The organism is Enterococcus sp. C57 (assembly GCF_040887305.1).
Lineage (GTDB): Bacteria > Bacillota > Bacilli > Lactobacillales > Enterococcaceae > Enterococcus_B > Enterococcus_B hirae.
This window is the reverse complement of record NZ_JBFOFP010000005.1, coordinates 177,355-203,896: the sequence shown is the minus strand read 5'-3', so window position 1 is coordinate 203,896 and position 26,542 is coordinate 177,355. Positions and strand designations below refer to the sequence as shown.

General features: G+C 35.5%; 16 protein-coding genes and 1 riboswitch. Of the genes, 11 read left to right on the top strand and 5 right to left on the bottom strand.

Translation table 11 applies throughout. The annotated features are described in order from the left end of the window. Positions 1–64: 64 nt before the first annotated feature. The 3 genes from AB5M32_RS08160 to thiD all read left to right on the top strand — a co-directional run bounded on the left by AB5M32_RS08160 (position 65) and on the right by thiD (position 7,089). Entirely contained in the window at positions 65–5,386 is a 5,322-nt protein-coding gene (locus tag AB5M32_RS08160) for a hypothetical protein (protein WP_368024404.1), read from the top strand. A gap of 75 nt (positions 5,387–5,461) precedes the next feature. After that, a complete protein-coding gene (locus tag AB5M32_RS08155; protein ID WP_010719609.1) occupies positions 5,462–5,902 on the top strand; it encodes a universal stress protein in 441 nt (146 codons plus the stop codon). A gap of 338 nt (positions 5,903–6,240) precedes the next feature. Beyond that, a complete protein-coding gene (gene thiD, locus AB5M32_RS08150; protein WP_010737316.1) occupies positions 6,241–7,089 on the top strand; it encodes a bifunctional hydroxymethylpyrimidine kinase/phosphomethylpyrimidine kinase in 849 nt (282 codons plus the stop codon). Positions 7,090–7,278: 189 nt separating this feature from the next. On the opposite strand, the gene cls is transcribed toward thiD, so the two are convergent. After that, positions 7,279–8,730, bottom strand: a complete 1,452-nt coding sequence (cls, locus tag AB5M32_RS08145) for a cardiolipin synthase (protein ID WP_010737327.1) — start codon at positions 8,728–8,730, stop codon at positions 7,279–7,281. A gap of 350 nt (positions 8,731–9,080) precedes the next feature. Here cls and AB5M32_RS08140 point away from each other — a divergent pair, with 350 nt between their 5' ends. From AB5M32_RS08140 to AB5M32_RS08130, 3 genes are all read left to right on the top strand, one after another. Next, positions 9,081–11,747 (top strand): cation-translocating P-type ATPase, encoded by a 2,667-nt coding sequence (locus AB5M32_RS08140; RefSeq protein ID WP_010719606.1) that lies wholly within the window; start codon positions 9,081–9,083, stop codon positions 11,745–11,747. 384 nt (positions 11,748–12,131) lie between these two features. After that, positions 12,132–12,860: a class I SAM-dependent methyltransferase gene (locus AB5M32_RS08135; RefSeq protein WP_368024403.1), complete on the top strand. Its 729-nt coding sequence runs from the start codon at positions 12,132–12,134 to the stop codon at positions 12,858–12,860. Between the two features lie 581 nt (positions 12,861–13,441). Next, positions 13,442–15,667: a putative mucin/carbohydrate-binding domain-containing protein gene (locus AB5M32_RS08130; RefSeq protein WP_251849631.1), complete on the top strand. Its 2,226-nt coding sequence runs from the start codon at positions 13,442–13,444 to the stop codon at positions 15,665–15,667. A 207-nt stretch (positions 15,668–15,874) separates the two neighbouring features. Here AB5M32_RS08130 and AB5M32_RS08125 read toward each other — a convergent pair whose 3' ends face one another. Further along, positions 15,875–17,026 (bottom strand): hydroxymethylglutaryl-CoA synthase, encoded by a 1,152-nt coding sequence (locus tag AB5M32_RS08125; RefSeq protein WP_010719603.1) that lies wholly within the window; start codon positions 17,024–17,026, stop codon positions 15,875–15,877. A 185-nt stretch (positions 17,027–17,211) separates the two neighbouring features. Here AB5M32_RS08125 and AB5M32_RS08120 point away from each other — a divergent pair, with 185 nt between their 5' ends. From AB5M32_RS08120 to AB5M32_RS08110, 3 genes are all read left to right on the top strand, one after another. Next, the gene (locus AB5M32_RS08120; protein ID WP_368024402.1) at positions 17,212–19,653 is read left to right on the top strand and encodes a hydroxymethylglutaryl-CoA reductase, degradative; all 2,442 of its coding nucleotides are present in this window, start codon (positions 17,212–17,214) and stop codon (positions 19,651–19,653) included. A gap of 221 nt (positions 19,654–19,874) precedes the next feature. Beyond that, positions 19,875–20,042, top strand: a riboswitch (M-box (ykoK) riboswitch). A gap of 281 nt (positions 20,043–20,323) precedes the next feature. After that, a complete protein-coding gene (locus AB5M32_RS08115) occupies positions 20,324–21,463 on the top strand; it encodes an FtsW/RodA/SpoVE family cell cycle protein (RefSeq protein WP_010719601.1) in 1,140 nt (379 codons plus the stop codon). Positions 21,464–21,508: 45 nt separating this feature from the next. Beyond that, positions 21,509–22,285, top strand: coding sequence for a phosphatase PAP2 family protein (locus AB5M32_RS08110; protein ID WP_034700241.1), 777 nt, complete (start codon positions 21,509–21,511; stop codon positions 22,283–22,285). Between the two features lie 249 nt (positions 22,286–22,534). Here the strand turns inward: AB5M32_RS08110 and AB5M32_RS08105 are convergent, their stop codons facing one another. The 3 genes from AB5M32_RS08105 to AB5M32_RS08095 form a co-directional block, all read right to left on the bottom strand. Beyond that, positions 22,535–23,251, bottom strand: a complete 717-nt coding sequence (locus AB5M32_RS08105; protein ID WP_034867500.1) for a hypothetical protein — start codon at positions 23,249–23,251, stop codon at positions 22,535–22,537. Positions 23,252–23,482: 231 nt separating this feature from the next. Next, positions 23,483–23,737, bottom strand: coding sequence for a hypothetical protein (locus AB5M32_RS08100; RefSeq protein ID WP_081128733.1), 255 nt, complete (start codon positions 23,735–23,737; stop codon positions 23,483–23,485). Between the two features lie 20 nt (positions 23,738–23,757). Beyond that, positions 23,758–24,609, bottom strand: coding sequence for an aldo/keto reductase (locus AB5M32_RS08095; RefSeq protein WP_034700247.1), 852 nt, complete (start codon positions 24,607–24,609; stop codon positions 23,758–23,760). Positions 24,610–24,780: 171 nt separating this feature from the next. Here AB5M32_RS08095 and AB5M32_RS08090 point away from each other — a divergent pair, with 171 nt between their 5' ends. Together AB5M32_RS08090 and AB5M32_RS08085 are read left to right on the top strand one after the other, a co-directional pair. Beyond that, positions 24,781–25,785: a nucleoid-associated protein gene (locus AB5M32_RS08090; RefSeq protein ID WP_010719596.1), complete on the top strand. Its 1,005-nt coding sequence runs from the start codon at positions 24,781–24,783 to the stop codon at positions 25,783–25,785. Positions 25,786–26,126: 341 nt separating this feature from the next. Next, on the top strand, positions 26,127–26,507 hold the full coding sequence (locus AB5M32_RS08085) for a VOC family protein (RefSeq protein ID WP_010719595.1): 381 nt from the start codon (positions 26,127–26,129) through the stop codon (positions 26,505–26,507). Positions 26,508–26,542 lie beyond the last annotated feature (35 nt).

The window sequence follows — 26,542 nt, the reverse complement described above, 5'->3', positions numbered from 1 at the left end:
AGTGCTAGTAAATTAGTTGTTCCCTAAAAAACTAAGTATATTAATGAAGAACGGAGAAATGCAAATGGAAAGAGACTTTTATGAGAAAGAATATATGGAGATTAGAGGAAATGAAGTATCTTGTAAAGAAAATGAAGAGTGGATCACAATTAACCTATACAACAATCCCAACTTATTGGCGGATAGTATTTATTTATTGAATAAATTATTAGATGAACAAGATGTACTATATGGACATGTTTTTCAGAATAAAAAGGAAATTTTAGAAAAAAGTATATTGAAACGATTGCCAGAAAATCAAAAAAAAATATTTTTAGACTGGCAAGAGGTTACACAGTTAATCGCTAAGGCTGACTATGGAACAAGACAAAATTTTAGGGAGTTGTTCCTTAAAAAAAAATTATTTTCTTTAGAAGAAAAGGCAAATTTTTGTGTGGCTTTTCAAGAGTTGATAAACGATATCAAAGATAAAAAGGAAAAAAAGTTTAAAGAGCAATTTTATGCTAGTTATTCATTAGATGATAGCGAACTAAGTGAATCCATGGAAATTTATCATTATTTACATCCATTCGAGAATGAAAAAATAGTTAAATCAATGAATAATATCGAACAAATATTTATTGATTTGGTGTCTCCTTCTAGTAGTACAAAAAGAAAATGGGGGAATCAAATGGATGATGTAGTCCGAGCCAGTTTGATTTTAAAACGGAAATTATCCTCGACACAATTGAAAAATGATTTATTTAAAAGAATGGTGGAGCCCTATGTTTTTTCTGATAACCACCCCAACTTTAATACGTTTATGGAGACAACCGTTAACTCCTATCTTAAGGAACATCCCACCACAGATCCTGACTATAGTTATTTGCCAATTAAAAAAGAACAGGAACAAGTTGAATTATCTCTGACAAACGAGGTAGAACCATACTACTTATTTGCATTGAAAGAAATCCGAAAAGGATTTAGAAAAGCATCAACAGATCTATTCACACATATCTACTTACATACAACGATTGAAGAAAAACGATATATCATTGATGGCTATGCAAAACAGTATTTAACTACATTTGATTATTTGGATTTTATGCTCAGGACAAGACAACAACGATCTCAGGAAAAATGGAATGAAAATGATCGTTTACAAGAAAGTCTCCATCTACTCGTGGATGGAAAAAGCAGAAGGGCTTACGAGGAACGAGCGTATTATTTGGCTTATCTTGAAGAGACGACATTACCAAATTCTCTAAAAGATACTTTGAAATACCTCTTATTGAACGAGCTAACTTCTGCTGAAAAAGCACAAGCGTTAGAGCTTGTTCCTGAGAAAAGACAATTGTTACTACTGACAAAAGAATTAGATAGAAAGACTGTATATGAACTTGAAGCAATCCAACAAGGCAAAAAACAGGTAACAGATGATTATTTTTTAGTGGCCTTAGCGGCGTATAAAAAGACCAATTCGAAAAAGCATCAAGAAAGAATCAAAGAACAAGCCAAAAAATACCTAACGGAAAGTAAGTATGTTGAATTTGAAATTCATACACAATTTCAAGATGAATTTAGAAAAAAATCAGTCACACAACCAAATGTAGATTTTCAAGAAAATGGACTAAGTCGTTTTCTTAAGAGGGAATACTTATCTGCTAATGAAGTTCGGGCTTTTTACTTGGCGTATCTTGATGCACAAAAATTACCGAATAATATCCAAATAATTTTTGAAAAAGTTTTGATTAAAGATTTAACGGATAAAGAAAAAAAAGAAGTGATAACGCTATACTCAGAGAAAAGACAATTATTATTGCTGGCAAAATACTTAGAAAGCGATATTGTGTTCGAACTTGAAAAAATCCAACAAGGGAAAAAAAGGGGAACAGATGATTATTTCAGAGCGATATATAATAACAGTGATTCGATACTAGCTCGAGAAATGATTAAAGAACAAGCTCAAAAATATTTGACTGAAAGTAATTACCTAGCATTTGATATAAACAACCAACTCCAAGAGGAAAGTAGAAAAACGGACTTTACTTTACCGACTGTTGACTTTAAAGATGAAGTACTACGGTATTTTATTGACCATGAAGTATCATCAAAAAGTGAAATGATCATTTATTATCTAGCCTACCTTGAAGCTAAAGAAATACCAAGTGATTTAGAAACAATAAAAAACTTGAAAAAAAATGTCGCAACCCCAAACCAAATCGATATTGATGAATTGATTTTAGAAAAAAAACAACTTCTAACAATAGTTAACGAAATAGGCCCAAGCGCATATGAAAGATTAAGATATGACATAGGAGTATCAATCGGCTTCTTTACGGAGATGTATGAAAAAGTGAATTCAGTTGATACTCAGCAGTTCATCAAAAATCAAGCACAATTGTCTTTAGATGCTGAAAAAAATTTAGAATTTAAAAAACGTATTGCACTTTATGAACTAAGCAAATCTAGTAAATTAACCTTTGAAGTTGACTCTTTTATTCAAAGACAACGTCATTCTCAACAAAAAAATGGGGAGAACTATCGAACAAAAATCAGCCTTGAAGACATAGGAAGATTGAGAGAGCATAATCTGTCTTCTCTAGCTGAGAGGGTGGTTTATGTCCAGAAGTCTACCGAAGAAATAGAAAGCAAAAAAAACGATGAACCAAAAAGTGTCAAGGAAGAATTACAAGTTTTTCTTGCTCTAATTTCTCATTTTGATGATGACGATAAATATAGATATATGGACAGTCATTTTGAAAATATATATAGTTCAGTCAAAAAAAAATCTCATAATGGGAAACACATTTTATCTCTACCAAAAAAAAATAAGGCTTTAAATAAATTAAAGGATAAGTGGGTACTGTATGATGAAGAAAAGGGAAGAAACTGGCAGTCAGTATTAGAACTTAATAAACAGAAACAATCGAATATTACCGGTTTTATTAGCCGAATCATTTTATTACCTACATGGCAATCTGTAGCCGAAATTGAGCCTTTATTTATCGCTGTAAAGAAGAGAATAGAGAAAAGATTAAAACGTTTTAGCCAAGAGGTGGAAGCAAGTCAATCGAAAACGGATGAAGAAATTTTAGCGCTCGCAGAAAAAGACTATAGAGTCAAAAAACTATTTACATACTATCAAAAAATTGCTCCGGCAGTTCCGTTGAAAGATTTTGCAAAGACAACGCCAACCGTCGTTGCTCATTTTGAAAATTCAGCACATCAACTTGCAAGAGAAGATTTAGGGGAAGATACAGAGTTATCTGAACAAATTTATGAGCTAGGTAAGCAAGACCTCCCGTTTTGTGCAGATTTAATCCAATATTTGGCATCAACTGGTATCAATGAAAAAGCGAAAGATATTCTAATATCTCCTAATGAGGAAAGTCAAAGAAGAGCCAAACAAATAATAGAAATTTATAATCAAAAGCTCGACATGGCGCAGCAAAAAAATATTTTGGAAACTGAAAAGAAGCAGCAGCAGATTGAGAATGATAACCAACTGAAAGAATTAGTAAGGAATGGCGTTTATAACTATCAAAAGGATGGGAGTAAAGGAATACAGATAGGTCAGGCTAATGCTGATTCTTTTCCGAGCAAAAATCAATTACAGCAATTTATCAAAGAACTAGCTGAAAAATTAGACACCAATATGCAAAGAGAAGCAGCGATTCAAACAGTAATGAAACCAAATTTAAGTTTGGAGGAAAGGGAAGAGTTTTATGCTTACCTAAAAAAAGACCTATATCTTCCACTATTCTTAAAGAAGGAGAATTTATCAAAACTTGAATTAAAAGCTTATGTAGATGTTTGTCTTAAAAAAACAGACTTATCTTTTAAAGGGAAAATCTCTGGCAGTTTGAGGGCTTTTTTAACGATAGCTGAAAAAGAAAAGCTAAATAAATTGATCGCTGAAAAAGAAGTTATCCGTGCAGTCGCAGAAGAAATCAATCTTCAAATAGCTTTAGAATTGGAGCGAGTAGTAAACCAAAACAAACAAGAGATTGATCCACTCGTAGCAGTTTATCGTCAAACGTCCTTTACACCAATTAAAGAGTTTGTCCTACAACATGTTGATTCATCATTGACTGATGAAAATCGCTCTGAATTTTATCAGAAAATTGATTCTGTAGCTCCTATAAATCAACTAGATCAGACTAAATGGAAGGCCCCCTCAACAAATAAAAATGTAAAACAAGAAAATGATAGATTCTTATTTTCATTGATGGATGAAATGAAAGAAACATTAGAGCAGCAAAAACTTGTTTATTACTTTCCAGAAATAGTTAAACAAATTTTGCCTCCTAAAATTAGGAATTTGGAGGAAATAGATAAAGAATATCAAATAACAAGAGAAAGATTAGAGGAAGCGGGTATCCATTTTACATACGGGCAAATGCAAAAGTGGATAGACACTTTTGATGAAGGTCCTATAGTAAACGATAATAATCATATATCAATACTTAAAACAATTGCAAAAGTAATTGAAAAACATATGGAACGAAAAGGAATTCTAATAGAGAATATTCCAACCGACAAAGCGGAAAATAATATAGTAAAAGAAGAATTAATAGCAGCAATCGAACAATCAGTAGTCAAGATTAACAAGGATGACTCCGATAAAAGTGTAGAAGAAAAGTTTAGGGATCATCTTTCGAATTATCCAATTATTCTAAATTTAATAAAGGAACAACCTGAAATAGGGAAAAAATTACTGAAAAAATGTCAGGACAGACTTCCTTTTGTTTCGCTAACTTCTTCAAAAGAATTTCGTGAAATTGTCGATAATGAGTTCGCTATAAGAAATACTAACATTAGGAAGTTTGCACGAAAACATGCCCCGCAAGTAAGAAGCCAAATGACAGTAGAAAAACAAATCTATGATTTGTATCAAGAAAATCCAGCTTGGTGCTGTGAAAATTTACGAGCGATCCTCGTCGATTATGTTGGGTTCAAGAATATAAATTTAAACCCAATTTATAGACCTAAATTATACTCTTTTCAAGCGTGTGGTAATTTTGATCAATGGAGATTACGGGGTAAAGCACAAAAAATAATCAATTTTTATACAGGTATCGCTTCAAATTTAGAAAGAGTATTACCTAAAGAACTTCAAGAAAAAGAACCAGTGAATAAGGAAAGACAGACTGAAATATCATTAGAGTCAATAGTGACCAAGCATGAGAAGTTAAATAATGATATGGTTTTAACAGAGACGAACGAAAAGAAGAAGTTATTTCCTGCCACGGATTATTTTGAATCGAAAAGTAATTTAAGGCAAAGGGAGCCACTAATAAAAAAATTGCATATGACTCAGATAAAAGAAAAAGCAAGCCAAGAAGGTTACAGCTCTAATGAGAGAAAAACGCATGAACAAGTTCAAAGACAAGCGAATCGCTGAGTTTTGTCATTGCTAGTAAATTAGTTGTTCCCTTAAAATAATCGTGCTACACTGATTGTAAAGGAGGCGGTTTCAATGGCAGACACCTATAAAAATATATTAGTAGCAATTGATGGATCAGAAAAAGCAGAAAAAGCCTTTTCTGAAGCAGTTACAATTGCAAAAAGAAATCAGGCAAAGCTACACATTTTGTACGTAAACGAAGTAACGGGTAACTATTTCGGTGATTTTGCATTTGTTACAACGAACTTACAAGAGGAATTAGATGAAGTTGCAGAAAACCAAATGAAAGAGCATCGCAACTTAGCAATTGAAAAGGGACTAACAGATATCGAGACGTATATTTTGTATGGATATCCGAAAACATTGATTGCAAATTTCAATGAATCAAAGGAAAAAATTGATTTGATTGTTATGGGGGCTACAGGATTGAATGCCGTGGAACGTGTCTTAGTTGGGTCAACTACTTCTTATGTAGTCACACATGCACCGTGCAATGTGTTGGTAGTAAAATAACGTCACTCGCTAGTTAGTGAGAGGATGCTAGAACTGAGCAGTACACTGAAGAAGCAAATAAAAAAGTAAGCCGAAGAAGCTGAGCATCATCTCTTTTATGTCAGTATTCTTCGGTTTTTTTTATGCTGTATTTTGCTTATTTCATCTTTTTAACTAATTAGTAAGTGATTAGTTAAAAAGATCCCTATTCTTAAGGAGATATCTTGAATATTACTAATTTGACAAAAGCTGCAATCAACAATTGTCCATCCACTACGATTTGATTCCTTAAAGTAAGAAGTGGTATAGTTGTGTAGAATAGGGCATGAGTTGGAAAAATAAAAAAGGGAATGAAGTGTATGAACGACCAATATGTACAAGTCATGACGATCGCGGGATCAGACAGTGATGGAAGTGCAGGAATGCAAGCAGATATGCATACTTTCTTTACCCGTGGCGTCTATGGTGTATCAGTTATGACGGCTTGTGTGGCAGGAAATTCTTATGGGATCGGAGCAAGTGTGACCTTACCAAGTGCGTTCATTGATAAAGAATTTTCTTTGATCGCTGAAGACTATCAAATAAGAGCGGCTAAAACAGGTATGCTAGCTGATGCAGAATTGATTGAAACAGTAGTTAAAAATTATCAACAGTATAACTTTGGTCCATTAGTGGTCGACCCGGTAATCGTGACGAAGCATGGAAATCTATTATTAGAAGAGGCTGCTTTAAGTAGTCTGAAAGAAAAACTAGTACCGTTAGCGACTGTCTTGACGCCGAATTTCTATGAAGCAGAGAAATTAACTGGACGAACCTTAACGACAGATGAAGATTATGTTCAGGCCGCTGTTGACTTACAAGCAATGGGTGCCAAAAATGTGATGATCAAAGGATTTCATACGAAAGAAAGTAATCAAGAAGAAGTAAGAGATTATGTGTTGCTGGAATCTGGACGATCATTTTGGTTAAGTGCAGTCTTTTATCCGACAGATCGAATCAACGGTACAGGAGACACATTGTCGGCTTGCATCGCTGCAGAATTAGCGAAGGGAAAAACTGTAGAAGAAGCAATCCGAACGGCAAAAGACTATGTCAATATTGCAATTGGTGAAGAAATCATTGTCGGTCACAAGTATGGTCCCATCAATCACTGGGCAGCAGAAAAGCAACTCTCAGCAAAAAACTGTTCTTCAAAAAAGAATCAATAGCTATCTAAAAGAATCGTTTTTTTTTGCTTTTATAATTTTTCAAAAAAGTATAAGTGAATCATAATGTTTTTAATAGTAAAAATGAAAATGGGACTGAAAAAATCAATTCTGATTCTTCAGTCCCATAAATTATAGAGCCTTTTTTGTGGATCAAGCAAAAAACTCATTTTAAATTTGAATGTTTATGATTTATAAGATAGGTGAAAACAAACGAGAAATTTGTTGTTTGAATAACAACCAGCCAGACATTTCTTTGACTGTTTCCGTGGTCATCGGTGTACATTGTTTTTCATCTTGTAAAAATTGATCTGCTAACTGGGTTAAAAAGGCTGGATCATAAATGACAGCACTGGTTTCGAAGTTCAACCGATAACTTCGAACATCTTGATTGGCAGAGCCGACCATACAAATTTCATCATCCATGATCAATGTTTTCGCATGTAAAAAACCATTCTCATAAACCAAGATTTGAACGTTTTCTTTGATCAATTGACGTGCATAATATTGGGTTGCTCGGTAAATAAACGGATGATCAGGTTTATTAGGAATCATGATCTTGACTTCTACGCCAGAAGAAGCGGCAATTTTTAAGGCAGCGATCACACTTTCATCTGGAACCAGGTAAGGTGTTTGAATCCATACCCGTTTTTTAGCAGCTGTGATCAATTTAATAAAGGATAATTTAATTTGTTCACGTTCGTTGTTAGGACCGCTTGATACTAGTTGAATCGAAGTATTTTCATGCTTGTCGTCTTTCCCAAGTTCTTTTTGAAAAAAGTAATCAAGATGATAGGCAACCTTCTTTTGTTCGGGTACTGAAACATTCCAATCCGTTAGAAAACGTAGCTGTAATAATGAAGCAGCAGCGCCATAGATTCGAATATGAGTATCACGCCAATAACCAAACTTTTTGGTTGGATTGACATATTGATTGGCGATGTTAAAGCCACCGGTATAGCCGATTTTACCATCGATCACGACGATTTTACGATGGTCGTGATAATTTAAGCGGAATCGAAGTAATGCTCTTTGTGACGTGACGAATGTATGGACGTGACCACCATTTTGGATCAAACGGTTAAAGTCTTTCGGTTTAGTGCCGTGTGAGCCAAACGCATCATATAATAAGCGGACTTCAACCCCTTCAGCAGCTTTTTCTTCAAGTAATGTCAAGATTTGTTGTCCGATGTTGTCCGTGACGAATGCATAATATTCGATATGAATTGAATGCTTTGCCTGCCGAATATCACTTAATAGAGAAGTTAATTTTTGTTGACCATCTGTTAATAAAGTGACGGAATTACGTCGGGTTAATGGCATACGATTTAAAGAAGAGAAGAAGTCAACGAATTGTTGATGCTCTTCATTATCCATGACGGGATCATAGTGATCGATCGTATCTCCTTTGAAATCTTGAAAATTTTCTAGTTCTTTCAAGTCGCTTTGTCTCAAATAAAATTTTTTCTTATCAGTCAATCCGCGACCGAAGAAGAGATATAGGATAAATCCAAGACCTGGAAGAGCAAATAGTACGAGCAACCACGCCCAGATTGCAGCTACGTCACGAGGTTTGATTAAAATAGTTACTAAAGCAATTAGTGCATTGATGAAATAAAGGATCGTGAGAATAGTGATAACCAAAATAGCTTCCTCCTTATTTAGAATAACAAACAGTATTATATCATGAGAATCCTTAGAATCCTAAATTTGAAGTTGCAGAGATTATAAAGTGGTTTGAAAAAATAAAGAACCACAAGGCAAAGTGGTTGCAATTTTCTATTCATTCATGTAGGATAAGAATATAGTTGAATATCTCCTTAGGGGAGTAACCGACAACGTTTGTTGTGATAATATCAACAGTAAGTTAACCATTTGGTTTTCTGGTATTGTATGAAATGGTGAGACCTAAGACAAATCCGCATTTGTCTTAGGTCTCTTTTTTTTCAGTCAGAAAACTTTTTGGTAACGAAAAACAAAATGGGGGATGGAATTTGGAAAACAAAGAACAGGCTCAGCAAGTTGTCTATAAAGAACCAATTGACTCGCTGATGCAAAAAACACAGAGCTCAATCGATGGTTTGAGTACATCACAAGCAAAAGAAAAGTTAGAAAGAGACGGATTGAATCAGTTAAAAGAAGCACCTAAGAAGCCAACGTGGAAATTGTTTTTAGAAACATTTAAAGATGCAATGGTTATTGTCTTATTGATTGTCGCTTTGATTCAAATGGTCATGGGAGATTATATCGAATTTTTCGTTATTTTTGCCGTATTGATGTTGAACTCCGTGATTAGTGTGATCCAAACGAAGAAAGCAGAAGGTTCTTTAGAGGCATTGAAAAATCTTTCTGCACCTGATGCACGTGTGATTCGTGATGGAAAAGAAAAAACGATCCCTGCGAATGAACTGGTTGTAGGAGATATCGTTTTATTGGAAGCGGGAGATTATGTCCCTGCCGATGGTCGGTTGTTAGAAGCTGGATCATTGAAAGTGGATGAAGGGATGCTAACTGGTGAATCGACAGCATCGGAAAAAGAAGTAACTGATATTAGTCAGACAGTGCCGATTGGTGATCGTATCAACATGGTATTTAGTGGAACAATCATTACTTATGGTCGTGGGAAATTCTTAGTTACCGCTACTGGAAATAACACAGAAATCGGTGAGGTGGCAGGGTTACTTGAATCAACAACTGAACAAGTAACACCACTACAGCGTGGATTAGATAAATTTAGTAAGAAGTTAAGTTTAGCGATTTTAGCTTTATCGTTAGTTATTTTAGGTATCCAATTGTTCCGAATCTATCTTGGCGGCGGCACAGGTGATTTAACTGCTGATATCGTTAGTGCAGTAATGTTTGCAGTCGCTGTTGCGGTTGCTGCCATCCCAGAAGCATTACAATCAATCGTAACGATCGTTTTATCCTTGGGAACCAATAAAATGGCGAAACGACATGCTATTATCCGAAAATTACCAGCAGTGGAAACACTGGGTTCGACTAGTATTATTTGTACAGATAAAACTGGGACATTGACCCAAAATAAGATGACGGTAGTTGATTATTATCTAGCGAATGGTTCGACTGGAGATTTTACCGATGATCCAAAAAAATGGACAGACGATGAAAGACGGTTGATTGAAATCAGTGTATTAGCCAATGATGCTTCCATCAGTGAAGATGGTACGAAACTTGGAGATCCGACAGAGGTAGCGTTTATTGATTTTAGTGAAAAATTGAATCAACCGTATCAAGAAATCCGTAACAATTATCCAAGAAAAGCTGAATTACCATTTGATTCTGATCGAAAATTAATGTCGACTGCTCATAACATTGATCAGGGACACTATCTTTTTGTTAAAGGTGGACCAGATATCGTGTTTGCTCGCAGTAAAAAGGTCTTGCTAAATGGTGAAGTTGTACCAATGACAGAGGAATTGATGAAACAATTCAAAGAACAAAATGAAGCTTTCTCAAACAAGGCATTGCGTGTTTTAGCCTTTGCTTATCGCCCAATTGAAAGTCCAGAGTTGTCATTTGAAGATGAAAATGACTTGATTCTAGTTGGATTACTTGCCATGATCGATCCTCCAAGAGCAGAAGTCACACAAGCAGTTAAAGAAGCTCGAAGCGCTGGAATTAAAACGATTATGATCACTGGAGACCATAAAACGACTGCTGTTGCGATCGCGAAAGAAATTGGGATCTTTGCAGAAGGAGATCAAGCACTTACAGGGACAGAGTTAGATGAATTGACCGAAGATCAATTAAACGAAGTCTTGGAAAAAGTGACTGTATACGCACGTGTATCTCCTGAAAACAAGATCCGAATCGTACGTGCATGGCAAACAAAAGGACACATTTCTGCGATGACAGGCGATGGTGTTAATGATGCTCCGGCCCTGAAACAAGCGGATATCGGTATTGCCATGGGTACGGGGACGGATGTATCGAAAGATGCGGCAGCGATGGTCTTGACCGATGATAACTTTGCTTCAATCGTTAGTGCCGTAGAAGTAGGACGTAATGTTTTTGATAATATCAAAAAGGCGATTGCCTATTTATTCTCTGGAAACTTAGGTGCGATCATTGCGATTGTCTTCGCTTTAGTTGCTGATTGGTCCAATCCATTTACAGCATTACAATTATTGTTTATCAACTTAGTCAACGACTCATTACCAGCGATTGCTTTAGGAACAGAAAAAGCCGAACCAGCTACAATGAAACGTCCACCAAGAGATCCAAATTCAGGAATCTTTACCGATAAAACATTGATCTCGGTTACTTATCGAGGCGTATTAATCGGTATCGCAGTCATTTTTGCGCAATGGTTAGGAATGCAACATTCACCAGAATTTGGCGTAGCAATGTCGTTTTCTACATTGATCTGGTGTCGAACATTACAAACATTCCCTGCGCGTTCTAACACACAAACAGCGATCCAAGCAGGTTTCTTCGCAAATCGAAGCGTATTGTTAGCTGTTGTAGTATGTAGTGCATTGTATTGCTTGACGATGATCCCAGGCTTGAAAGAAGTCTTTTCAATTCCAGCAGCATTTGGTTTGACAGAAGTCTTTACGTCAATCGGGATTGCCTTAGTAACGATCATTTTAATGGAAATCACAAAACTGATCCTTGTACACGTACAAAAAGAGAAATAAAAAGGAATACCTGGGATAATTTTTTGATGTGCTATTCAAAAGTTAATAGCAGAGTATTTCACCAACTGGCTGGTATGGCTTCGGGATTCAACCGAATGTATACCAGCCAGTTTTTTGTTCAATGACATCTTTATTCTTTACTTGATGATAGCTGTCTAATATACATAGTGAAGAACTATATCGGCAATTTAAAAATTTGGCTCTGATGAGATAGAAAGAAAGGAAAACACATGTGAATCATGTATAATGAAAGGATAGAAATTTTAAAAATAATTATTTCGATAATCCTAAGAGCAGGCTGGTTTTGGTTATGAATTAGTCAGTATATTATTTATTCCGAAAAGTGAAAAAGCGATATAAAAATAGAGAAATAGAGGAATGAAAATGAACGAAGAAGAATGGGACGCCTTTGCAAGCGATTACTACATGAATCAAAAAGAATCAGACAAAACAATTGTCCGAGATGTCATTGAGTATCTAAAAAAAGAAGCTGCATTACCAACTGAGAAAATAGTGGATGTAGCAGGTGGCGCTGGACGCTATCTAGCGATGTCAAAAGAAGCAACTACATATGAATTGATAGATTTTTCGGATGAAATGTTGAAGTTTGCTACTAAAGAAGCAGCTAGATTGGGGAGGGAAAACATTCATCTGACGAAACAGACTTTTTCTGAATTTCTGGAAAATGGAAAAACGTATGATTTTATTTTCTCTGCTTCTAATCCGGCTTTAGACGATTCCGTAAAGTTAAGTAGAATGTTAACAAAGATGAAAAAATATTGTGTCATCCTAAGAGTTGTCTCTTCTAAAGAAGATCTGTTTACATCGTTGGAAAAAAAATTAGGAATTTTCGAAGAAGATGCTGTGACTTCACCAGTAATAATGGATCAATTGGAAACTTATTTAAAAGATGAAGAATGGTCCTATAAAAGAAAAGAATTTACGTATACGTTTAAAGAAGAAATTACGGAAGATTTTATGAGAGCTTATTATCAAGAATATCTAGAAGAAACAATTTTTAAAGAGTATATTCAAAAATATTTTGACCCAAAAGAAAAAATTGTTAGTACAACGATGTTGACCTATCGGCTACTACTAATCAAGAAGGAGTGACCCAAAATGGGCATGACTAGTTTTGTTTACTCTAAGAATATAGAGAAAAACGATTTATCTCTTAGGACGGATTGACGAGGAATGACTTTTTGAACACCGTTTATCCGTCTTTAGAGATATGATGAGAAGAGACTGAGGCATGTTTTGATTGATTGGCTCAGTCTTTTTTTGTTGTGGCTAATGGAGTAATCGAAAATTAACGTAAAAGAAAAAACACTTATATTTGCTTGTGTCTTAACAATTCACTCTAAGAAATCGGCCTAAAACTATTTTTTGACTGTTGGTTATCTTTCTAAAATAATAAACGGAGAAAAATGAGTTGTCAGATATATTGGTCTTATGTTTTCTTAACTGTTTTAAATCATTTTTATTATTTTATAAAATAACAAATCATTGAAATGCTTGTTTTGGAAAATTATAGCTTGCATCTTAATTATTTCTTTAAAAAAATAGTTTAATTGAAGTGAAAGTATAATTTTTATTGTGGTTGTTGACTATTTTATTTATACTTAAATGTATACGATTGCTTTGTTTGATTAAATGGCAATTTGTATAAAATTACATAACAGGAGGTTTTTTGTTTGAAAAAGATTTTTTTGATAGGGTTATCAGTGTTATTTTTTGGTTGTTTGTTTTCTACGAATGTTCAGGCGCAAGAGGTAATTAAAAAAGAGATTTTTAGTATTCCTGAACCAACTTGGATCTTCAATGCAGGGATGAATAAAGGAAAAAATCATGATCGCCAGGATTTAGGATTTATCTTGCCAGAAAATGTTGAATTGAGGATTAGACAAACAAATAAACAATTCAAAAATAAATTAAGATTGAGATTGTTAGGTAATGCCTCAAGTATCGAAAAAAGTATCTTAGTTGATTCAGAATGGGTAAGTATAAGTGCAGATAATCCTTTAGTTCCGTTTATTGATACGCCATATGGAGAAGAAGCTGCTCAGATTGAATATGAAATCGTCACTTCTGAACGTATTAAACCATTACCAGTTTATAGTTATCATGGAGATGATACTATGTTTCTTTCAATGTGGGACAAGTTCGATGCTGAATATGCTTTGATTAAAGGACCAGATTTTCAATTACTTGTTCCTAAAAATGATAAAGAAAAAGTAAGAAACTTGAAAGATTACCGTTCCTTAGATGAATTGATCGAACACTACATCGAATTGTTTGGTTATTATAATCAAATCGCTGGTTTTGATAACTCATCTAAAGAAAATCAAAATGGAGTGAATCGCTTTTTCTTGAAAGCAGATAAAAATGGAGGTGTCGGTGCTTATTATTCTTCAGAATGGGCAGCAAATAGCTATAGCACAGTCGAGTGCTGGTTAACTGAAGACAGTTGGAAAGTGTTGCATGAAATTGCACATGGCTATCAAGCTGGCTTCGATAACATAGGGATGTATACAGGAGAAGTCTCGAATAACTTATTTGGTGTGCAGTATCAATATCTTATCTATGGAAAAGAAGCAGATGAAAAAGGTTGGCTATTTAATTATGGTAAAAAAGAAGAGGTAGAAAACGCACTATACGAAAAGCTAATCAATCAGAATGGAACTTATGCTGATGCTGATCTGCGCGAAAAATTAATTTTATTAACAATGTTAAAACAAAAAGCAAATGATGATTCGTTTACAAAGATGTATCAGGAATATCGTAAAATAGCTAATCAACCAGATTTTAATCGCAACGATTACCCATTACCTGATTTAATGAATCGTATCTATAGTGAAAATAGTCAACTAGATTTTTCAGGTGTTTTAGAGAAATGGGGATTGACGCTTGATCAAGTACAAGTTCAAAAAAATCGTGAGCATGGTTATCCGGCAGTCGCTTCTTTAGCTGATGTCGTACCAGAAAGTGAGTTGGCACGTGCGCGTGAATTAGTCGACCCATCTTATTTGATCAATTCTAATTTCGAGATGGTACAAAACAAGGAGATTGCTGCGCTAAATCTAAAAGGTGATCTTACGATTGAATTAAGTTTGAAAGATTTAAACCTATTAAAAGGTACCAAAATAACTTTAAAAGATGGAGCGAAAGAAATAGCTACTCAAGAAATCACTGGAGGAGTAGTCACTTTTAAAAACATTCCTAATGGCATCTATTGTGCAGAATTCTCTGGAAATCAAATGATGTATTTCATCCCACAGAATAGTTATGTTTACGTGAAAGAAGCAACAAATCATGCGGTTATTACGTTGGACGAAGTAAAAGATAGCCAAGTCATTGATTTTCATGGAGTGAATGACAGGAAGTTTGGCTCATTTACATTTAGAACAAACAAGAACAGTGATACTCAAGAAGCAATTGTTTCAGTTACGCATTCGAGACCTCATTATCGTTATGAGAATGAAACTTATGTAAAAGTAATGGTCAAAAGTAGTACAGGAGAACTGAAATACGAAAAAACGATCGAAGGCATAGAGTCTGTTACTGGTGAAGAAAATGTGTCATTGAAAATAGGTGATATCGTTGAAATTTATCATGCAGAACCTAAAAACCGCTTCATTTCTTCTGAAGGGATCGTTGATACTACGCAATCGACCAATCGTTGGGTAGTAACCCAATTTGGATTAGAAAACCTAGCTTTGAAAAATGATGCCAAAGAGGATCTCAAAAAAAGAATTACGTCATTAGCCACTCAACTTTGGGATAAAGAGTTAGTCAATCCGGTTCCAAGTGACCGATCACCTGAAAAAAAATTGTTATGGGTGATGATTGATCAAACAACATTAAAAGAAAAATCAGAATATCAAACTTTATATTATATACTATTCAAAAAATGGTTCTAAACATTAAGAAGCATCATATAGTTTATGAAATAGGATAGAAAATCAAATAGCGACTTACAGTTATTTATTGTCACAACAATGTTGACAAAAGTAATTGCAAGCCGCTATTTTTTGTTTTACTGCTTTTTGTAGCTATATGTCAAAAGTTGCTTTTTTGCAAACATTTTTGATTACCTATTAAATCAATCAGGCAGTTGTCTTATATGGTTACTTGTAGTAACGAATATCATTTTCAACTTTATAGATTGAAAATGGTACATCGGAAGAATATTCGGCTGTTTCCCCATGTTCAGGTAATTTTTCCTTGAAGATTGTTTCATATTGATCGACTGTGACAGCTTCTCTACCTTCTAACATTTCTTGATGTAGTTCAGTCAATAGGAAATCTTGATAGCCGTCTTGTAAGTAACCTGTGAAAAATTCACTGACAGCACCCGAACCATAGCTGAATAAGCCAATTCGATCACCTGATTTTAACACTTGTGAGTTTTCTAAAAGAGAAATCAATCCTAGATAAAGAGAACCAGTATAAAGGTTACCAATTCGCCGACTATAACGAATACTTTCTTCATAGCGAGTCAATAAGCGATTTTGTGTTTCTTCATCTGTCTGATCCAAGACACTTTGTAAGGCTTTTTTCCCCATTTTTGTGTAAGGAATATGAAAACTTAGCGCATCATAGTCTTCTAAAGTAAATCCTGTTACCTCTTTATGTCGATTCCAAACTTTTTGAAAAGATTCGATATAAGTGGAGTTGGATAAAGGACCATCAACCACTGGGTATTGCGCATAATCAGGACGCCAAAAATCATAAATATCTTCGGTTAAGAAAGTACTATCGTCTTCGATAGTGATGATTCGTGGATCTTTGGTAACCATCATAGCGACAGCACCCACACCTTGTGTCACTTCTCCACCACTAGCTAGACCATAACGGGCGATGTCACTAGCGATCACTAAAACTTTTCGATCTGGGTGATTTTTTACATATTCTTTTGCCATGTGGAGAGCAGCAGTTCCACCATAACAAGCTTCTTTTACTTCAAACGAACGAGCAAAAGGTTGGACTTTCAATAAATGATGGATAATTACAGCACTCGCCTTTGAATGATCGATGCCAGATTCCGTTCCTACGATAACCATATCAATCAGCTCGCGATCTTCATTTGTAACGATCCTAGTAGCTGCATTTGCTCCTAAAGTCACGATATCTTCTGACACTCGGTTGATGGCCATTTGATCTTGGCCAATACCGATATGGTATTTAGCAGGATCATCTCCCCGACGTTCAGCTAACTCTGTCATATCTAAATATAAATTTGGAATAAAAAAGGAAAGACGATCAATCCCTACTTTCATTTCAACACCTCTTTACTCATGATAAAAAAACTTACTTTACTAAAGTATCATAAAAAGATTAAAAGAAATATAAAAAAGCGAATATTTAAGGATTTGTAAAATTTATTCCTAGATTTTTTTGAAGCTGTAGTGAGGTATTTGTTTTTAGCATAAACAATGGTATATTTTTCTAGGAGGTGACTGACTTGAAGGAAGTCGTTATTATAGATGCTGCGAGAACGCCAATTGGAAAGTATCGTGGCAGTTTAAGCAGTTTTTCTGCTGTAGAATTAGGAACAATCATTACAAAAGAACTGTTAGAAAAAACAGGTATCCATAAAGAAAACATCGATCAAGTAATATTTGGAAATGTATTACAAGCGGGGAATGGTCAGAATGTTGCCAGACAAATTTCTGTCAATAGTGGGATCCCTGTTCAGGTTCCTGCCATGACAGTCAACGAAGTATGTGGCTCAGGAATGAAGGCGGTTATTTTGGCTCGCCAATTGATTCAGTTAGGTGAAGCTGATCTAGTAGTCGCAGGAGGCACTGAAAGCATGTCACGTGCGCCACTGCTTCAGCAATATGAAGCAGAAAATGCAACTTATGAAGAGCCGATCTCAAGTATGGTCAATGATGGGCTGACAGATGCGTTCTCAAATGCACATATGGGCTTAACTGCTGAAAAAGTAGCGAACGAATTTTCCGTTACGAGAACAGAACAAGATCAATATGCGCTCAACTCACAAAAAAAAGCAGCTCAAGCTAGTGAAAACGGGGTATTTGAAGCAGAAATTATTCCCGTTACTTTACCTGATCAAAGAATCATGGATAAAGACGAAGCCATCCGAGGGAATAGTACACTGGAAAAATTAGGGACTTTGAAAACTGTTTTTTCCGAAAATGGGACTGTGACAGCAGGGAATGCTTCTCCGTTAAATGATGGGGCATCGGTATTGATTTTAGCTTCAAAAGAATATGCGATCAAACATGGGCTTCCTTATCTTGCAACAATCAAGGCTGTTTCTGAAATTGGGATTGATCCGAGCATCATGGGAATTGCACCTATCTCAGCAATCCAAACATTATTGAAAAAAGCAGAAATTTCTATTGATCAAATCGATCGTTTTGAGATCAACGAAGCATTTGCGGCTTCATCGATCGTGGTCAATCGCAACTTAAAACTAGCTGAAGAAAAAATCAATGTAGATGGTGGTGCCATCGCACTCGGTCATCCGATTGGTGCAAGTGGTGCTCGTATTTTGACAACATTAAGTTATGGCTTGAAACGAATGAACCAACAATATGGTGTGGCTTCTTTATGTATTGGTGGAGGCTTAGGACTAGCCATGTTACTTGAAGCAAATCTAGAAACGGAACAATCAAGTGACCAAAAAAAAAAGTTTTATCAACTGACGCCTGAACAACGTCGGAGTCAGTTGGTTAGTGAAGGAATCATCAGTCAATCACAAGCTGATGAATTAAAAGTAGGAACACTCTCTGAAGAAGTAGCCAATCATTTGATTGAAAATCAAATCAGTCAAGTTGAGATTCCTCTAGGGATTGCACCTAATTTTCAAATCAATGGAATCAAAAGGCAAGTACCGATGGCGACAGAAGAACCGTCTGTAATTGCTGCAGCCAGTAACGGTGCAAAAATATGTGGAGACATTACAGCAATTACACCACAACGCCTGATGCGTGGTCAGATTGTACTATCAGGGGAACTGGATAATCGAGGCATAACTGATGCTGTCATCGCCAGACAAGATGAACTACTAGCATGTGCGAATGCAAGTTATCCCTCGATCGTGAGACGTGGTGGTGGAGTGCAGGAAATCGCAACAAGAAACTTTAAGGGCAATAATTTGGATTACTTATCGATCGATTTCTTGGTTGATGTAAAAGATGCGATGGGAGCTAATATCATCAACGCTATCTTAGAAGGTGTTGCCCAGAAAATACGTTCCTGGTTTCCTAAAGAAGAGATTTTATTTAGTATTTTAAGCAATTTCGCAACAGAATCATTAGTAACAGCTAGGTGTGAGATTCCCTTCGAGCGATTGGGAAAAACGATTGAAGCAGGAAAGAGAATTGCTGAAAAAATCCAACAAGCTTCCGAGTATGCTAAATTAGATGTTTATCGGGCAGCAACACATAATAAAGGGATCATGAATGGCATCGAAGCTGTCATTCTTGCTACTGGAAACGATACGAGAGCTTGTGCAGCTGCCGTTCATGCGTATGCTGCGAAAGATGGTGCTTACCAAGGCCTGTCAGACTGGCAAATGATTGGAGATAAGTTAGTTGGACAATTAACGGTACCTTTGGCAGTGGCAACAGTTGGAGGGGCTTCTAGGATTCTTCCAAAAGCAAAGATTGCACTAGACATGTTGAAGATTGAATCAGCAAAAGAATTAGCTCAAATCATTGCTGCCGTCGGTTTAGCACAAAATTTAGCTGCTTTGCGGGCATTAGTGACAGACGGTATCCAAAAGGGGCATATGTCGCTTCAAGCTAGAGCCTTAGCGATCACAGTCGGGGCACAAGGAACTGAAATTGAACAAGTCGCTGAATTTCTAAGAAAAGCCGAAGGAATGAATCAGGACGTAGCTAGAAAATTTTTGATGCAATTACGTAAAAAATAAGTATTTATAAAAAAGAGAGACTGATTGGGATAACAGCAGAATGGATAAAAAGCTACTATTGTTTATTTATATGTTTATTCATATTATTCCTAGTCAAAAGCTCTCTTTTTTTGCTAATTGCCGGTAAAATTAAGGAAAAGGTTAAATATGACTAAATTTTTGCGAACTTTCTACGGGATGCTATTGTGAAATTGTTCGTTAAAGGATATACTTTTTTCAAATTTAATACTTGTTAGGCGAGGCTCCTAAACAAACATAGGCTATTGCGCAGAAACGTCGAAAGACGCCAATGTGTAAAACAGGAATTGTCGAATTAAGGCTCTTCATAAGATAGCTAAGAGAAATCTTTACGTTGTTTAGTGTCAAAACTCACACGATGAGATAGTTGTTGATGTACGCAACTTTAACAAATAAGCCGAAACTTCTAAAAATCTTTGCTGATTTTTGTGAATTTTCGGCTTATTTTTTGGAGTTGGATATTTACACCACTTACTTGAAAATAAATCACAGCACATTTTGATCACGCTACTTTTATTTTTCCTCATGTGAAAGTGACTCCTTTTGCCTAATAGAAAGGATGGCAAAATGGATACTAGTTGATAACGGATGTTTTGATAAGAAGATTAGAGAAATTCTGGTTACGAAAACTTTCGTTTAAGAGGTGTTGTGTGTGAAATCAAAATCATTTGAGTTTAATTATGCGTTATTTTTGCCGATTTTTCTCTTTTATTTATTAAGTATCGGTGTGCAATATGGAGCAGCAGTCTACGACCAAGTGCCTTATAAAACTATTGTTTTAAAACAAGTGATCTTTTGCATTGCTTCATTAGGACTTTTGTTACTGACACAAAAAATCAAGACAGCGTTATTGTTACGATTGTCTCCTTATTTTTATGCCATTTCATTAGCAATTATGAGTTTGCTCTACAAATTTTATGATCCGGTGATGTACCAATTAACCGATACGAAACGTTGGCTGAGGATTGGTAGTTTTACTTTTCAACCTTCTGAATTGGTTAAATTGACTTTTGCATTAGTTCTCGTTTATTTCACCTTGCTTTATGAAAAGAAAGTCAGTGAACGTACCGTGAAAACGGATCTGATCTATGTCTTTCAAGTTCTGTTGATCAGTTTACCAACTTTCTTGTTGATGTATATGCAAAAAGATTTTGGGACAAGTTTGGTATTTATTATTTGTTTGGGGGCTCTGTTCATGATTGCAGGGGTCCATTGGAAGATCTTGGCCGTATGTGCTAGTTTTTTATTTATTATTGGGGTCATATTGATTTGTCTAGTTTTTACGAAATACGGTAATGAGATCCTTTATAGTCTGAACTTTAAGACGTATCAATTAGACCGGGTGAGAGCTTGGATCGATCCTTTTGCTTACAGTCAATCGATCGGATACCAACAATCACAAAGCTTATTGTCTGTTAGTGCAGGTGGATTTAGTGGACGACCAGCTGAAATACCACCAATCTATGTACCAGTACGTGAATCAGATATGGTATTTACTGTAATTGCCGAAACGTTTGGTTTTTTAGGTAGCGTGACCGTCGTTTTTCTATATTTCTATCTTTTCTACCAAGTTATTTACACTGCGATACAGACAAACAATAAAGGAAATCTATATCTAGCGGTAGTACTCGTATTTGGACTATTATTTCAAATCGTAGAAAATATCGGCGCTTCGATTGGTTTACTGCCTTTAACAGGAATTCCTTTGCCTTTTCTAAGTCAAGGAGGAACCTCCTTGTTGATCATGGGAGGCGGATTAGGTATGATTTTAGGTTTTAAAAAAGTAGAATAAGTCATTTGTTTAGTCAGATGAAGTTAGAAAGTAAGTGAAAGTTTTATGAGTGATTATCAACAAAAAGCACTGAAATTATCAATCGTTCCATTATGTCTTTTGATTGGATTGATTTTATGCGTAAAAATCAATCCTCCATGGTTCGAAACACTAGATTTAGCGGTTTATACAAAGATCGATTTACCTAATTTTCCACAACTAACAGCGATTGTTCGTTTGTTTGCTAAGTTAGCAACGATTGGTCCAACCTTATGTTTCGCCTTTCTTTTTGCTTTTTATATTTGGAAAAAGAATTACCATTTGTTAGCGATTTGGAATATCTGTAATATCTTTGCGGTTAGTTTTTTTGGGTATATTCTAAAAAAGCTCATTGCACGAATCAGACCTGCCGTTTCACAATTGGAAATACGTACGAGTTACTCGTTTCCTAGTGGACATTCTTTATTATCCTTTGCGCTTTTCCTAACAATTATCTTATCGTTAAGTATTATTTGGAGTCGTCAGGATACCAGAAGAGTTGCTTGGTATCTTATCAGCTATCCATTGCTGATTGCAGCAACTCGATTATATCTAAGAGTCCATTATCCAAGTGATATTTTAGCTGGATTTTCGTTAAGTGCAGTAGTAGTTTTATTATCTTATGTTGTTTGTTTTTCTTTTATCTCCACAGATTCAATATTGAAAACAAGGCAACTAGAGAAGAAAAAAACGCTTTTTTCTAAAAAGCAAAAAGTAGTTTTAGGTCTTTTAGTCCTTTTACTAGCAGTAATTATTTCTGGTGTCGCTTATGAACTGAATGTCTTTTATCATGCACATGGGTAAGCTGGAAAAACATAACCAATAAACTAAGGGGAAGAGACCGCTTGGTTTTTTGGTTCTATCTTTTTTAAGATTGGTGAAGATTATTGACAACTTTTGGTGATTCAAAGTAATAGAAAAAATATTTTACTATAAAAAAATGAGCAGAGGGCAATTGCCTTTCTGCTCATTTAACATTTTATGATTTCTCATTACCGGCATCATTTGACAAAAAGCCGTTTTTTGATGCAGTGGATAGATTTGTGAAACTGGTTATCTTTCTGAAATAGCTGTTGCAGCAAACTGTTCGATCAATGGGATCAATGTCAGTTTCACTTTGTATTTGCGTTCTAACGCTTTTTCAATTGTAAATTGGTTTTCTGCTGTCATTGAAATTTCAGCTAATTTACGTGGTTCATCTGAGGTTTTCTCATAGATGACTGCTGCATCAGCTTCTTTTTCTACATAAAATTTTGGATATTCCGCTACTGCGCTTGAAAAATCAGCGAAATTCAAAGCGGCAGTTTCAGTTGAGCGTTGTTTTTCAGTTGTTTCCGCTTTTGATACTTCAGCTGTTTTAGGTGATTCCACAGGTTTTGAGTCAGCAACTTTTGTTTCAGCAACAGGTGTAGAAACCTCTTGAGCAGTTGGTTCATCATTTTTAAGACGTTGATCATTCCAATAAGAAACGATTTCAATCAATAAGTTGTCACGGAAGCGTTCAAAGATGTCTTTTTCTCCTGAACGGATTCGTTTTAAGACAGTTGTGAAATTATCATCAATCGGTACATTGATGCGAGTATCTTCATTTGTTTTTCCTGCAAGTCCAATCGTTAAGATGTGGCGGTCTTTCGGATCAAGCATGACTTGTAAAGGTAAGCCGTAACGACGTAGACTTTCATCCTCTAAAGAATGAAATAATTGACTTCTGATTCCATCTAAAGAAGGACGGAATTGATTGAGTAATTTTTGTTTTTGTTTTTTCTTCATATGTTCTCTCCTTCGCTCATACCCTTTCGATTATAAGAAAAAAAAGATGAAATGAAAAGGATTATACGAAAAAAACTTAGATATGCATGTATTTATACGCATTTTTTTAGGAAAATATTTGTTTTTAACAGAAATGTTTCCTCTTTTTAGGTGTATATCAAAAGATAAGCCGATACGACACCGGCAAGAAAAACTCAGTGTGTATCGGCTTATCACGATCATTGAAGTCAGCTACGTTGTTTTGGAACAAGGAATCAAAGCAAAGACAGACAGTTCAGGTGAATAGATCACTTCATGTCCTTGCCAAGTCGTAACCATTAGCGAATGATCGAAACGGTTGGTTAGCTCTTGAATTTTTTGATCATGGGACCAGTTACGTGCTGGGAAGTGTTGGATCTTGTCTGGTCCGATCAAAAAGATAAAATCAGGATGAAAAGAACGAGTGATTTCTTCTGAGAGCCTTTCTAAACGTTCAATCGGAGTCATTGTTATCAAACATCCTTAAATTAAAATTGGGTAGTATCTGGATCTTTTGCTTTACCAACTACGCCATCTAATTGATCGATTTGTTGCATTTCTTCTTCTGACAGTTCAAAGTCAAAAAGTTCAGCATTTTCTTTGATCCGACTAGGAGTTACGGATTTTGGCAGAGGCAAGAAACCATGTTGTAAGGACCAGCGTAAAGCAACCTGAGCAATACTCTTTTGATGGGCTTTGGCAATTTCCTGCATCTCTGGTACATCGAAAATTTTCCCTGTGCCAAGTGGGCTGTAAGCTTCCAGGATCATTTCGTGTTTTTTGGCATAGTCAACGACTGCTGGTTGTAATTCACCAGGAGCTAAGAAAATTTGGTTGACCATTGGCATGATCTTGGCTGTTTTTTGTAACGCATCTAGATGATGGGGCAAGAAGTTGCTGACGCCAATGGCTTTGATTTTTCCAGCTTCATACAGCTCTTCAAAAGCTCGCCAAGTTTGGGCGTTTGCTTCTTCCCAATTGTCACGGAAAGCCACAGGATTAGGCCAGTGGATCAAGAAAAGATCAATATAATCTGTTTGTAATTTTTGTAGTGATTCTTCAAACGAAGACATCACTAAGTCATAACTGTGATTGGCATTCCAAAGTTTTGTTGTTAGAAAAATCTCTTCTCTGGGAATCCCACTTTCTTTGATCGCTTGACCGACGCTTTCCTCATTTTTGTAACCTTGTGCTGTATCAATGTGGCGATAACCAGCAGCTAGCGCTTCTTTGACTGAAGAAACTGCGACATCGCCATCCGGTGTTTGCCAAGTACCAAAACCAACAATCGGAATTTCATAACCATTTGATAAACGATACGTATTTGTTAATGAATCCATATTCTCAACTCCTTAATTTTTAGTTCACTTTTAAGTGTAGCGCATTTTCTCAAAAAAGGAATCCATTTTGTTTAGGAGACAATTATTTTTTTCAAAAAAAGGAAAATAATGATTTTCGTTCTGGTATTTTGTATTGATTTTCCGTAAACTAAACCAGAAGGGAATGAGAACATGGATATTTATTTAAAAAAAGCAATTATGCATATTATTGATCGTGAAACGGGATCACCCGTATTTTCTCAACAAGAATTGGATCTGACTAAAGAGTTTATTCGAGATTTTTTACAAAAGAAAATCCAAAAAATTTCTTCTGCACAAACGAAAACAGGACAGCTGTCACCTGAAAGTATGATGGCGAAACAAGTCCAGGACTGTCAAGAAAACTTTGTAGCAGCAAGTGAAGGGATCGTTCAACGCTGGTTCGAGATCTATCAAGAAAGCGAAGAAGCACCAAGCGCTGATGTCTTTGTTGTTTTGTATGAAGTAGATACGGTGATGTATGTGGCTTTGTTAAAAGTCAATTACCGAGAATCCTATACACATTTTGTAGAGGCAGACGAAACAGGAATCGCCAATCAATTGATTTTGAATCGAGCGATATTGGGGGCAAAATCCCAAAAGGCAGATGAAGCGTTTGCGGTGGCGTTAACTGATTTAACCTATGAATTGATTGAAAAAAAATATGAGTTTTCTGGAAAAAAAGAACTCTATTTTTCGGGGAGAGTCATCGAAAGTGTTCCTGCGCCTTCATTAGAAGAGAATGTCAAAGTGATCCAAAAAGTAGCTAAAAGTTTAGGGAAAAAATTTGAAACTGAAGAATTTGATCTAGTGGCTGATTTAAAAGAGGCTGTTTATGATACGATCGAGGAAAAGGGCAGACTAGACCATGAAATGATTGCGGAAAAAGTCTTCAAAGAAAATATCACAGCGAAATTAGCTTTTCAAGAAGAAGTCCAAGAACAGGGATTTGTTGCTGAAGCTTTGCCAGTCAGAGAAGTCCAAGAAATTTCTGAGAAAAAATTTGGTAAACAAAAATTCAAGTTATCCAATGGAATCGAATTGATCGTCCCTGTAGACGTCTACCGAAATCCAGATTTGATCGAATTTGTTAATAACCCAGATGGAACAATCTCAGTGATGATCAAAAATGTAGACGAAGTATTAAATCGTTTATAATTATTAAAAGAATGCTTATTCAGAGAATACAATAAAATGTAGCAGACAAGAAAAGAGCCAAGAGAAACTATAGTGAACGTTAAAAGTTGGATAAAAAAGTTAACTTTTTTCGGTCAGTATAAAGTTTTCCTTGGTTTTTTTGCAGGTGTAAACTATATAAGTAGTGCATATCTTTAGATGTTTCAGAATGACAGCTTTCTTTTTACCAGATAACACCATTTCTTTTGTGAACTGATCACTAAGAGCAAAAGCCAAAATAATCACATCATTCTTTATCAAATAAAGAGAAAATGGTATAAAGGATAGGAAGAGATAACGAAAATATAAAGGAGTGTTACAAAATGAAAGTTGAACATATTGCTATTTGGGTTAATGATTTAGAAAAAATGAGAGCGTTTTATGAGAATTATTTTGCTGCAGAAAGTTCAGAGAAATACACGAATCCTAAAACCCGGTTTCAATCTTACTTCCTGAATTTTACCTCAGGAAGTCGGATTGAATTGATTACAAAGCCTTTTTTATCAGATCGTGCAGTCGATACTTTTGGTTATGCTCATTTAGCAATTTCAGTGGGAACAAAAACAGAGGTGGATTCATTTGCTGAAACATTTGTAAAAGATGGCTTTCCACTGATCAGTGGACCAAGAACTACGGGCGACGGTTATTATGAAGCAGTTATCCAAGATCCTGAAGGAAATCTGATTGAGTTAACGACAGATTGAGACGGATTACATCATACAAAAATATAGCAAAGGAT